Source organism: Shewanella inventionis (genome assembly GCF_019931735.1).
Lineage (GTDB): Bacteria > Pseudomonadota > Gammaproteobacteria > Enterobacterales > Shewanellaceae > Shewanella > Shewanella inventionis.
The window spans coordinates 685,968-698,393 of sequence record NZ_CP082926.1 but is presented as its reverse complement, the minus strand read 5'-3'; the positions used below and the strand labels follow the sequence as shown (position 1 = coordinate 698,393).

The 12,426-nt window shown below is 48.1% G+C and carries 10 protein-coding genes and 1 pseudogene; 4 read left to right on the top strand and 7 right to left on the bottom strand.

The features are described 5' to 3' along the window. Positions 1–17 precede the first annotated feature (17 nt). Positions 18–425, top strand: a complete 408-nt coding sequence (gene cadR / locus K8B83_RS03315) for a Cd(II)/Pb(II)-responsive transcriptional regulator (protein WP_188740395.1) — start codon at positions 18–20, stop codon at positions 423–425. On the opposite strand, the gene K8B83_RS03310 is transcribed toward cadR, so the two are convergent. From K8B83_RS03310 to K8B83_RS03285, 6 genes are all read right to left on the bottom strand, one after another. Then, the gene (locus tag K8B83_RS03310; RefSeq protein ID WP_188740394.1) at positions 403–2,403 is read right to left on the bottom strand and encodes a cytochrome c/FTR1 family iron permease; all 2,001 of its coding nucleotides are present in this window, start codon (positions 2,401–2,403) and stop codon (positions 403–405) included. The genes cadR and K8B83_RS03310 overlap by 23 nt on opposite strands. 230 nt (positions 2,404–2,633) lie before the next feature. Next, positions 2,634–2,867: a GDCCVxC domain-containing (seleno)protein gene (locus K8B83_RS03305; protein WP_140907623.1), complete on the bottom strand. Its 234-nt coding sequence runs from the start codon at positions 2,865–2,867 to the stop codon at positions 2,634–2,636. Then, entirely contained in the window at positions 2,867–3,154 is a 288-nt protein-coding gene (merP, locus tag K8B83_RS03300) for a mercury resistance system periplasmic binding protein MerP (RefSeq protein WP_188740393.1), read from the bottom strand. Before merP ends, K8B83_RS03305 begins: the two co-directional genes overlap by 1 nt. 17 nt (positions 3,155–3,171) lie before the next feature. Next, positions 3,172–3,543 carry a mercuric transporter MerT family protein gene (locus K8B83_RS03295; RefSeq protein ID WP_223419148.1) on the bottom strand — a complete coding sequence of 124 codons (372 nt, stop codon included), beginning with the start codon at positions 3,541–3,543 and terminating at the stop codon, positions 3,172–3,174. A 64-nt stretch (positions 3,544–3,607) separates the two neighbouring features. Continuing rightward, positions 3,608–4,012: an Hg(II)-responsive transcriptional regulator gene (gene merR, locus K8B83_RS03290; protein WP_188740391.1), complete on the bottom strand. Its 405-nt coding sequence runs from the start codon at positions 4,010–4,012 to the stop codon at positions 3,608–3,610. After that, positions 4,009–5,247 carry an ATP-binding protein gene (locus K8B83_RS03285; RefSeq protein WP_188740390.1) on the bottom strand — a complete coding sequence of 413 codons (1,239 nt, stop codon included), beginning with the start codon at positions 5,245–5,247 and terminating at the stop codon, positions 4,009–4,011. The genes merR and K8B83_RS03285 overlap by 4 nt, the downstream gene beginning before the upstream one ends. 181 nt (positions 5,248–5,428) lie before the next feature. On the opposite strand from K8B83_RS03285, the pseudogene K8B83_RS03280 reads away from it, so the two are divergent. Together K8B83_RS03280 and K8B83_RS03275 are read left to right on the top strand one after the other, a co-directional pair. After that, positions 5,429–8,314: pseudogene (locus K8B83_RS03280) on the top strand (Tn3 family transposase). A gap of 594 nt (positions 8,315–8,908) precedes the next feature. After that, entirely contained in the window at positions 8,909–9,592 is a 684-nt protein-coding gene (locus tag K8B83_RS03275; RefSeq protein WP_188740416.1) for a sulfotransferase, read from the top strand. On the opposite strand, the gene K8B83_RS03270 is transcribed toward K8B83_RS03275, so the two are convergent. Then, positions 9,589–11,034 carry an MFS transporter gene (locus tag K8B83_RS03270; RefSeq protein WP_188740389.1) on the bottom strand — a complete coding sequence of 482 codons (1,446 nt, stop codon included), beginning with the start codon at positions 11,032–11,034 and terminating at the stop codon, positions 9,589–9,591. The two genes, K8B83_RS03275 and K8B83_RS03270, sit on opposite strands and share 4 nt — an antisense overlap. Before the next feature lie 465 nt (positions 11,035–11,499). Here K8B83_RS03270 and K8B83_RS03265 point away from each other — a divergent pair, with 465 nt between their 5' ends. Continuing rightward, positions 11,500–12,381, top strand: a complete 882-nt coding sequence (locus K8B83_RS03265; RefSeq protein WP_188740388.1) for a hypothetical protein — start codon at positions 11,500–11,502, stop codon at positions 12,379–12,381. The last annotated feature ends 45 nt before the right edge of the window (positions 12,382–12,426 follow it).

Here is a 12,426-nt window from a genome sequence, read left to right as displayed (position 1 = left end):
GCACAGAGATTGAATAAATGAAGATTGGCGAGCTGGCAAAAAAGACGGATTGCTCGGTGCAAACTATCCGTTACTATGAAAAAGAACAGTTGCTGTGCACGACACAGCGTAGTGACGGCAATTTTCGACTTTACGATGAAGCTGCTGTCGAACAGCTGCTATTTATCAAGCACTGCCGTAACCTGGATCTCAGTTTGTCCGAGATCCGCCAGCTACTCACATTAAAACGCTCACCGGGTGCGCAATGTGATCAAGTCAATCGCATGATGGATACGCACATTCAACAAGTGGAAACGCGCATTCAGGAGCTGGTTCAGCTGCGCGAGCATTTGAAATCACTTCGCCGCAGCTGCTCCAGTGAAAGGACGATCGAACAGTGCGGCATCTTGCAAACGTTAACCACTAATCAGCATCAGAAGCGGTAACACTTACGCGCTTGAAATCGGACGCCTGTGTTATCGGCGGTGATGTTGCGCGTTTTGATTTGGACAGTATTAAAAATACCAGGTAAACCAGAAGTACCGAAAGTTGCGCAAGCACGCCTTGCCAGGTGGATTTGACGCCAATCCAGTCAATCTCAAAACTCACAGGTAATGGCGTCATACCGATGATGGCCGCCTCCTGTAATGCCGACACAGCTTTGCCCATCAGGACAAATGCCAGCGCTAGCAGCAAGTAGGTGGTGGCTGAAAAGAATTTGGCGATCGGCAGCTTGACGGAAAAGCGAATCAACACCCACGCCAATATGGCTAACAGCAACAAACCGAGCGCAAAGCCACCACCAACAGAAGAATATTGGGTTGATACCGCCTGCGTTAACAGCGATTGATAAAATAATACGGTTTCAAACACCTCCCGGTAAACCGCCACAAATGCCAACGCCACCAGCCCCCACAAGGTGCCAGACTTAAGTTGGGTATCGACATGTTGCTGAATGTAGGCTTGCCATTGTGCAGCCTGGGTTTTGCTATGCATCCAGATCCCAACATAGAGCAGTACCAACGCGGCCAATAAAGCGGCAATTCCCTCCATGATTTCACGATTGGCACCACTGATCGTGATCAACGATTGAGCGGCGATCCAGGTGGCACCACCGGCAAGTAATGCCGCAATCCAGCCTATGTGGACATATTTAAGCGCATCCCGACGCCCGGTTCTTATCAAAACCGTCGTTAAGGCAATGATAACCAGCAATGCCTCCAGGCCTTCGCGCAACAATATGACCAGACTAGCAGTGAATAAAGTTCCTTCGGACAAGGTGGACTCTGATAACAAACGTTGTGCGTCATCCAACAAATGCCGCGTCTCCGCCATTAGCGCACCCAATTCTCCGTTTACGTCGGGGCGGCTGGTCAATTGTCGTAGTGCCATCATGTTGGACTCGATGGATTGGCGCAGTGCTTTGTCATGCGCATCGAGGCTGTTTTCAATCAGTTCAAAACCGTCCAGATAAGCACTGACGGCGAGTTCACTTGCGGTTGAAAAATCTCCCTTCTGATGCGCTTTTTGGGCGGCTTGAAGTCGATTCCATGTGATTGCCAAGGGATCTTGGGATGCCTTGAATAATGCCGAGGGGTTAGCGCGTAAACTCTCCAAAGCTTGTAGGGTTATATCAGGGCGTGCTGCTGCCAGTTGCAGTGGGTTGTGATTAATCAGCTGCAGTTTGGTAATATTCAAATCATTGTGAGCAGGTTCGCTGGAATGAAAAGCGAGTCCACCGACATAGAATGCCAGTGACCAACGCTCTTGCTCCGATAGCTGTTGAAAAGCGGGCATGGCGGTGTCGTCGATGCCATTGGTAATGGCGTCGTATAAACCCAAAATTGATCGATTTAATGCCCGCTCTTTATCGGTAAAGTCTGTGGGCGCGGGATCGAGTTGTGCTGCCAGCACGCCGTCACCCTGACCGGATACGCCGTGGCACGATCCGCAGTTAGTCTCAAATACCGGCTGGATTTTTTCTTGAGGTAACATCCGTTCCGGCAGGGATAATTGTGGCATCAATCCTAACAATGTGCCGCGTAGGCTGGCACTCATTTGACGGATCTCATCAACACCTTTCTTATCATGGATGGCCCTCTGCAAGGCCTTTGCTTGCACTGCGAGTGACTCTGCATCAGCAGTGGCGGCCAGCGAGCTCTTGCTAACAATCAGTTGTGAAAACTCCACCATCTCCTGATATTCATTGTCATTAATCACCTGACCGTCTTTCACCGCTTCGGCATAATCAACGCCTATGTATTCAGCGAGCTGTGCCAGTTGCCGGAGTTGAGTAACGTTGTCTGGGATCTCAGCTTCATTCGCCCCGGTAGATAGAGAAAGTGGCAGCATCAGAAATATGATGGCATGAAGGGTGGCTCGTTTCAGGCGTTGCAATAACAGTGGGTTCCTGCAATCAAACATCTCGGTGTTCTCTTATTCATGAATCGCTAATGATTATTGATCGCAATTGTAAACTCTATAGCAGCTATAGAGTCAAGAGAAGTATAAATTACAGTCGATTGGAAACCGTTTTGATAGAGGGGCTTTACCAAGGCTCGCTCCTTTATCTTCCAGAGATCATGACAGGTGGATTGATACTGGAAAATTATCGACTTAACCGGGTGAGTGACATGCAGATTTGCGAGGTCCAATTAACCGCCACAACAGGTTCCTGTGTCTTTATTGCCTTGTGAGAACTGTATCGGCGGGCAAGGTACCGAGCCATAGGAACAGTACACACAGCAGTCACCGAGCTTCGGCTTCAATAAAACATGGCACTGTTCACACTCGTAGAACCACTGGCAGGCGTCCGTGGGCATGGTTTCTGTTTTTTTATGGCCGCATTCGGGACAAGTCAGCTCGGACTGCAAAATCACCTCTGACATCATGGTGTTTCCTTTTTTACAATAGTTGACGGATAACCGGCATTGGTGGTCGCTTCGACCAATCTGTCAGCGTTGGTCAGAGAATCCTCAAAGGTCACTACGGCTTGCTTATGCTCATAACTGACCTCGGCTTCTATCACGCCTTGGACCCTGGTCAGCGCCTTTTTAGCCGTGATCGGGCACATGGCACAGTTCATGGTTGGCAGATCCAGCGTGATGGTTTGTGGCTTGGCCCAGGCCGAGAAGCTAGCGATGGTGAATACGAGACCGAGAATGATTTTCTGCATGGTTAGCTCCAGGGTGTTCATGCGAACAGAGGAATCCAGTGGGTACTGGTAACAAGAACCAGCGCGACGATTACCGCGATCCAGAAAACTATTTGCCGCCGTTTCGGAGTATGCGGCACAGCGCAGGCGGTTCCCGGTTCACAGGCCTCGACCGGTCGATGTATCTGCCAGCCCGCCCAACCGAACAACAGCATAACCAGCATGACGAATACGGGACGGTAGGGCTCCAGCAGGGTCAAATTACCAATCCAGGCCCCGCTGATACCTAGTGACAAGAGCAGGAAAGGCCCAATACAACACAGGCTCGCGCCGATGGCAGCGGTAATGCCACCGATGATAGGTAGCCTTGTGTTGGTGAATGACTCTTTTCCCGGCATCGCCGACTCCATTTTATTGACCTGATGAAATCAGTGTAAATGCCGTACCAAGGTACGGAGTCAAGTCCAATGCCTTTTATTGACGAGGATCAGGTTGGAGGGATTCAACAATAGGACAAGCCGCATTATCAGGATTGGTCCGACACTTTGTGACGAGTTCTTCCAACACCTGTTCCAGGCGGTGCAGATCGTTAATTTTTTCACGCACGCTGGCCAGCTTTGCTTCGGCCAGTTCCTGGACTTCCGAGCAATGCGACCCGCCCAATGACAGCAGGTTGTTGATCTCATCCAGCGTAAAACCCAGTTCCTGAGCGCGTTTGATGAATAAAATTCGAGCCAAGGTTGCGTTTGGGTAAGTACGGTATCCCTCCGCGGGTTTGGGTGGTTGACAGATCAACCCACGGCGTTCGTAGTAGCGGATGGTTTCGACGTTGACACTTGCTGCCTTGGCCAGCTGGCCAATGGTGTGATTTTCGTTCATGACCAGAGCGCTCCCAGCGGGATAGCATATAGATTGTCACCAAAAGCCGTCGTATGATCGCCATCGTATAGCAGGACACCGATTTTAAAGCGCTCGCCGGCCACACTTTGAAAGCGTTTCAAGCCGGTAAAATCTTTCGTGCTCAAGGTTGCCGCCGCTTTGACTTCAATGGCAAAACAATCGCCCATGGCGTTTTCAATGATCACATCGACCTCCACCTTGTCCTTGTCACGGTAGTGGTAGAAGTTCAAGGGCTCCTCGATCCACACCGCCTGTTTGCGCAATTCGTTGTAGACGAAGGATTCCAGCACCAACCCAAAATCACCTGGCTGTTTCAGCAGGCGCTCCCGATTGAGGCCCCGCACGGCGCACATCATGCCGGTATCAATGGAGTGCAGTTTGGGTGTTTTCACAAGGCGCTTATATTCGTTGGAATGCCAGGCCGGCAGCTGTTCCACCAGAAACAACTGCTCCAACAACGCCATGTATTTTTTGATGGTCAGTCGATCCAGCCCAAGTTTAGCGCCCAGTTCGGTCAGGTTAACCAGTTTCCCGGCATAAAAGGCGGTGAGTTTGAGTAACTTGGCCATCAAATCGGGGTGATCGATATGGGTCAGATCGCGGATATCCCGCTGGATCAATGTACTGACGTACTGTTGATACCAAGCGGTGCTTCGCCGCTCATTGGCACGTTGCAGAGGCTCGGGGAAACACCCCGTAATCAACCGTTGCAGTAGATGATCCCGCACACGAATGTCCTGAGCCGAAGGCGCTTCCTGGTTCAGTAGTTTGCTTAAAAAGCTGGGGGGTCGTCCGTGGATCTCGCATTCGGAAAGCGTTGTCAGGCGAACCGACTCCATTCGGCCGGCCAGGGAATCTGATAGCCGGGGCAATAACAAGGCATTGGCGGAACCCGTCAGAAGAAAGCGACCGGCTGTGCGTTGTTCATCCACAGCCTGCTTGATGGAGACGAACAGTTCAGGCAGGCGCTGCACCTCGTCAAGCGCAATTCGTTTCGGTGGCAGATTACGGATGAACCCGACGGGATCAGCTTGTGCAATTTCGAACTGGGCCTGATCGTCTAGGGTAATGTATTCCCAGTTTTCAGCGCCCATCTCACCAATCAACGCCTTCACCAGAGTGGTTTTACCGACTTGGCGAGGCCCCATCACAAAGACCACCGGGGTGTCGCTCAGCGCTTCTTTGACATTGATTTCAGAATAACGTGGGTACATAAAATAAGCGCTCGGCTAATTGATGGTTGAAATTCGTCTATTCGTTATTTTATTATCGTCTATTCGTGATTACAATGCCGTCTGATTGTTAGATGCGACAATGGCGACTCACGAATGTAAAAAAATCAATAAAAACAACGCTATAGGAGTAGTTGGCGTGACTGAGCCCAAGTGAGAACCCATGACAGCCAAAGAGCAGTTCTTAACCAACCAGCAGCGATACCAGCCGTTAATGCTGCCACAACGATTTTCCGAGGAAGAAATGGTTCGCGATTGGACGCTGAGCCGACGCGATTGCCAGGTGGTCAACAAGTACCGTAAGCAATACCGTCTGGGATTTGCTATCCAACTGTGCGCCATGCGTCTCTATGGCCGGTTTCTTTACCAACTCCATGATCTATCCTCCCGGGTAATCAGCTACCTGAGCAGTCAACTCGACCTCCCGCCCACGCTAACCGTGGACGTGCCCGAACGGGAGGCGACACTATTGGAGCATCGGAACAACATCCTCAAGTATCTGGGCTTTCAGCGGTTTGATAACAAAGCGGAAGCGGATCTGGACCGCTGGATTGAAGAACATGCTCGCCAGGGGCTGCTGCCGGATGAACTTTTTCACCGGGCAGAGCGCTACCTGCTGCTGAACCGTATTGTGTTACCCGGGCCCTCGACCATCGAACGGCAGATCATCCGTATTTGTAACCAGGTTCACACTCAGCTTTTTGAGCAGGTGTTTGATCAGATGTCCCCTGAACTGCGCGGTGCCATCGACGATCTGTTGCAAACCACAGACGGTAATCAGCGAACCTACTTCAACCAACTCAAAGAGTATCCACCGGCCGCCAAAATCTCATCACTGAAACGCTATTTGGAGCGCTATGACAATCTGGTGGCCACCGGCATTAATGAATTCGAGGAAAAGGTCATTGATACCGCTTTTCTTCACTACCTGTATCGACTGACCAAGCGCTACACCGCCAAGGACATGAAACGCTTCAAAGACCACAAGCGCTATGCCCTGATGGTGTGCTTCCTGTTAGAATCCCGCAAGATTCTGCTGGATAACCTGGTCAAAATGCACGATCAGTACATGACGGAACTGTGCCGACAAACCAGAAACAGTCACGACAAAAAGCACAAGGAATTCCGTAAACGCCAGAAGAAAGCCATCGATGCTGTGCTCGATACCACGCATGTTTTGCTGGAATGGCCGGAGGAACAGCCGTTGTACAAGAATGACTTATGGCAGCGTATTGACGAGAAACACTTGCTGGCCTCCATTGAGGATCTGCACATTTTTAAACGCCTGGAAGAACGCGGCTATTGCGATTTGTTGCTGACCCGTTACCCCAGTTTACGAAAGTATTTTTCCGACTTTATACGGTTACCGTTTGAAGTGGCGAAAGGTTCTGGGCCACTGATAAAAGCCATCCAGTTCGTCCGGCAGTTGGATGACGGCGATCTGAAAAAACTGCCGGAGAATACACCGACTGCGTTCATTCCCCGCGAGCTGCGTCGCAGCCTTAAAGATCAAACCGGCAACATCAATCGCAATGTTTGGGAAATGGGTCTTGCTCTCGCGATGAAAGATGCGTTGCGTTCCGGCGATTTGTATTTGCCACAGAGCAAACAGCATGTGTCGTTCTGGGATCTGACCTTGAACGAGCCCAACTGGGATGAAACCAAACACACTGTCTATACCGAGCTACAGCAGCCTTTGCCGCACGAAGTGCGTTCCGCCATTTCAACCCAGTTCCACGAAGCGGTGTCAGCAGCGCAAAAGCGTTTTGGACTGGATAATTTCGCCGAGATACACAATGGCAGGCTGAAACTCAAGCGTGACGACAAGCTGGACGTACCGGATAAAGTCAACCAACTGCTGATGGAGGTGGATCAAATGACGCATTACAGTCGTCACTTTGTCCCTATCCAGCATCACCAGTCACGACCCAAAAACTTTTACAAAAGCCTGATGGCTGCCATTATTTCACAAGCCACAAACCTGGGCGTCGTGTCCATGAGTAACAGCGTCAATGGCGTTACTGTCGATATGCTAAGGCATATCCTGCAATACTATATTCGCGAAGAAACCCTGGTCAACGCCAGTGCTGAAATTGTGAATCAACACCATGAGCTGCCGTTGAGTGCGGTGTATGGCTCCGGTACATTGTCCTCTTAAGATGCGCAACGCTTTAAAATCCGCGCCGACAGTCTCTTGGCTTCATACTATCCCCGCTATTACGGCTACTATGAAAAAGCCATCGGGATCTACACCCACGTATCCGATCAATATTCCGTGTTCAGCACCAAGATCATTTCCTGTAGCCCTCGTGAAGCCCTGTATGTTCTGGACGGCCTGCTGGAAAACAACACGATTCTGAAAATCCGAGAGCACACCACCGATACGCACGGGTACACTGAAATCGTCTTCGCCCTCTGTCATTTGCTCGGCTTCTACTTTATGCCACGTATTCGGGATCTGAAGGATCAGCAGCTATACCGTATCGACAAATCCGTCGATTACGGTGACCTCAACCATTTACTCACGAAAACAGCTGGTCTGTCGATCATTGAGGAGCAATGGGAATACATGATGCGGGTGGTCATTTCTCTGAAGCAGAAAACTGCGCCAGCACACGTCATCGTTCAACGGTTGACCAATAGTTCACCCTCCGATCGCCTCACCAAGGCCTTTACCAACCTGGGCCGGATCATCAAGACCGAATACATTCTGCGGTACCTGACTGACAAAGACCTGCGCCAAACCGTCCAGCGGCAACTGAACAAAGGGGAATACCGGCACAAACTGCCGCGCTGGATATTCTTTGCGGACCAGGGGGAATTCACCACTGGAGACTATGAGGAAATCATGAACAAGGCCAGCAGCCTCAGCTTTGTATCCAATGCCATTCTGTACTGGAACACGATCAAGATAAATGACGTGGTTGAGCAGCTCCGGCAGCAGGGGGAGGATATCGACGACAAGACCTTATCCCATATCTCGTTATTGCCCTATAAGCATGTGTTGCCCAATGGTACGTACTTTATTGAAGATGAGGGGAAGGGGTGATTCTTCGGAAACCTACGGTTACGCGGAGGGCCTGGGAGTCAAAACCGTAGGTTTTCGTTCAAATGCCCCCGCTGGTCCGTATTGTTGGTTTACTTGAAACTGTTTGCTGGAACGGTATATGTACAGGCTCTGTACAAAGTTTTAAGTAAATGCAGCATTTTAAAAAAAATACTCACATACAAGATCTTAACGTATCATCATTCCGTTTCAAAAACTTGATTTTGTTACTTTATCAAAATGAATACTGTCCATTAATCTGAGCTGAAGTAAGTGCAACAGTTTCTCTTATAGAGATTTCTGGTATATCGAGCTTGAGTAAGCCAACTTAATCACATCACACCGGATTGCAGCTAACGATCATCATTAGCTAGCTCATTATTGAAGAATATTACAGTGACTGGAACAAATTTTTATTATTACTTTATTCACGTAAGTTAACTTAAACACGAAGCAATCTTTTAGCAGTGAAGGACTACTGATTACACATTAAAATTCATGTTATTAATAAACGCTCCAATATAATACATGTTGTTATTGGACCATATGTATTGTAGAAGTCCTTAAAATCAATACTCATAGCATATATGTACATAAATAACTCCTCCTAAGCCATGTACCGGCACGACTAGCGTGAGCGTGGCGCTGCTTGAACATGGCTTAACCGTGGCCCACCAAGCGTTTACTAAACAAGCGTTTATGTTGGCCGATGCGGTGTCTGATGCGCCGTGTTTTAGCGATTACCGGCAGTTAGATGTGTTATTTCCCAATGCTAAATTTGTCTATTTAGATAGGCCGTTAGATAAGTGGTTGCCGTCGATGCAAATGTTACTGGGCCGCATGCTAGTGCATTTAGATAAAGACAGTGGCCGCTTTCATCCGGTGATGAAGCGCAGTTTTAATCATTGCTTTGATATATGGCGGGTTAAAGATGTGTTTGATGAAACGCATTTAACGGCCTGTTATCAGCGCCACCAGCAGCAAGTGTTTAGCTACTTTGCAGATCGTGATGATTTTATGGCGATTGATATCAGTGTGGCTGGTAGTTTAAGTACACTTTTGCAATTTATTGAGTTGCCCTTGCCTGATGCGGCAGCGCTGTCGCAGGCAAGCTTACCTCGAATAAGTTTTCCGCAGCTAAGCTTTCCACAATTAAACTTTCCACAGCTAAACATTGGCCGCAATGTAGCCAGCTGGGATGAGTATAAACACCCTAATAAAATCAGTGCGAATGCATCAGGCCCTGATAAACGTAAGTTTTTTGATTACCGCCTCGATTAATCTTTATCTTTCGCATTTTTGTTATCGCGCTTTTTCTTGGCCACGGTGAGCCAGTCCAGGCTGACACCCGAAATAGCATTAAAGCCTCGAATACGAAAAATAAGCGTAAGCAGCTCTGGCCTTGGGCGCGCTTTAGGCTCAACCGAACGTGGAATAAACCACAGAGTTACCAGTGTGCGCATGGTGGTTGAAACAATAAACACCACAAAAATGGGGTTATCGAGCCAGGTTTTTAAGCCTGTCCACACCAAAAAAGCCTCTGCATATGAGGCAATAGAGCCACCCACCATAGCGCCTACAAATACAAAACCAGCACTTAATGCTGCCTGTAATGCCGCGTAAGTCGCAAAGTCGCTGCGAAAAGGCCGAATGTCGTAAAGGTAGTTGGCTGTACTTAAGGTAAAGCCGCTCCAGGCAAAACCTGAAAATGCTTGAACAGCTAAAATGTACATATAATTATCTGAAAATAGCCACAATAAAGGCAAACCTGGTATTAAACAGCTGGTGATAATCATCACTAACCGGTTGCCGTATAAGTCGCTAAAGCGGCCCCAAAAACGCAAGGTGATAAATTGGGTAAAGATGGAAGCGACACTTGATAATACAAATTCAAAGTAAGTAAACTGCAAGTCTTCTAGCATGTACACCGCAAAAAACGGCGCCGAAATGGCGACCATGCACTGCATACCAGCAACAAACAAACTGTAATGACGGAAGGTTTTGTCTTTCCACGCTTGACGGAAGTTATATAAGGTTTGGTTAAACACCCCAGAGGCTTTAGCCGCTCGAGGTTCAGGGTCGTGCATTTGCAACAGCAACCAGGCGGAAACAAATCGCCCCATTGCCGCAATCGAAAACAGCAAGCTAAACCCAAGCCAGGCCATTTGCATTGAGTCGGTTAGGGTTAATATGCCGCCGCCAACAAAAAAAACACTCAGCGAGGCCATCATGGTTAAACGGGTGCGAGAGGCAAAAAAGGCCCCGCGTCGGCGCTGAGGGACTATCATGCCCATCCACGCCCGCCAATGGGGTTGGATTAAGTTAATAAACCCTTGATAAAGCACAGCTAAACCAATAAAAAGCCACACGGCATTTTCAGGCTGAAACGCGGCTAACGCGCCCATGCCTAATACCACACCGGCCTGTAGCCCAGCGCAGACTACAATAAATTGCCTACGGCTAAAGTGGCTCGCCAGCCACACAGACAATAACTGAGCCAAGGCGCCAAACAGTTGTGGTAATCCAGTCACCCAGCCCATTTGGCCTAAACTGGCACCTAAAAAAATCGCATACGCATTAAAAAAGTTATCACTGGTGGCTGTCATGGTAGACGATGCCACAGCCTCTTGCTGGCTGCGGCGCAAGGTACATCGAAGCCACGACAATCTGTCGCGACTGCGAGAACAAGGGTTATTGCTGCTAGACGAATGTTCTAAAGCCATAAATTATTGAGATGCACGCCATTGATAAGTGGTTAACTAACATTACAGATTAACGTCGCCAATTGACATTAGTGGCTAAAATTATGGCTGATAAATGCCCTGCTAACAATCAAGAATACTCACATGGTCAACGATTAACCTTGTAAGCTTAAGTGTGCACTTTGACAAGGTAACCGCATAATAAAACAACATAAAAGTGTAACTGAGTCTATCAAAATCACCTTTAAACTAATAATTATCTTGACCAAATTGAAACAAAAATTTTACATTAGTCAAATAATGAGTGCTATGGAAAGTGCTTTAATCTTTAAAGTGAGCATTGCCGCTTTGCTGTTCAGCTTAATGACACCTAGTGTTATCTCCTTCCATCAAGTCTTCATTTATACCAATGGTCCATTTACCCAATGCTTAAGGCACGCAAATAAGTGTTGATGTGTTTACTTTTTCTAAAAAAGCAAAAATAAAATGAAATTACCTTTAATAATCGGCTGTTTGTTTTTAACGGGATGTCAATCCACCCCATACGCAATCATTGATGGCAGCCAGAGTAAAGTCTCTGATGCTAACAATTACAATGTTGAAATTGTCGCTATTGATGGTGCATTTCAATCAGGCAAGCTGACAAAAAATATTAAACCGGGTTATCACACTATTCATTTAAGTACTACGGGTCCTCTGCGCAGCAGAAAAGCAATGTCAACGTTGGTGTATCCGCTGGTTGCTAAAGAATGTATGCGGTATGTAGTCACCGCACAACACGGTCCAGGTAATAAAGATGACTGGGAAATTAGAGTATTAGATGAGCGGCTTATTCCGGCATGCACGCCGTCGCCAGTAGAACCTGAAGTCGCGGTCGTCATCCCTGATTATGCTAAACCGACAGGCGATATTAGCTGCTTAGCCAAAGAGCAACTGACAAATAAAACGACGCCTGTAGCGCTATTACATTCGGTTGCAGCTTGCATTAAATCGCAAGATTATGATTCTGCAATTAGTGGCTACTTTTTAGCGGGTGCTTATGCTTACTTTGATACCTTGCGCGTGCCAAATAAGCCGTCACATGAGGTGGTTGAATTAATCAAAAAAGATTCTATTTGGACTTTGTCTGCCCTTGAGCAGCAAAACTTTGAACAAAAGTTAGCTGACTACTTAGGATCTGAGCAAAAACAAACAGCGTGTGGCTGGGTGGCTAGCGTTGGCGAACCTGATTACACGCCGCTGTATATGCTGCAACATCAGCCTAATACATCGGTACAGGCTGACATGACCACTGAATTGTCGTCAGAGATAAAAGACACATTGTTTAAGGCGACACTGACAGATTATCTTGGTTGTCCGCTACCATAGAGGCGCTAATACGTTCAGTGAGTAAAAACCGCCATTATTGGCGGT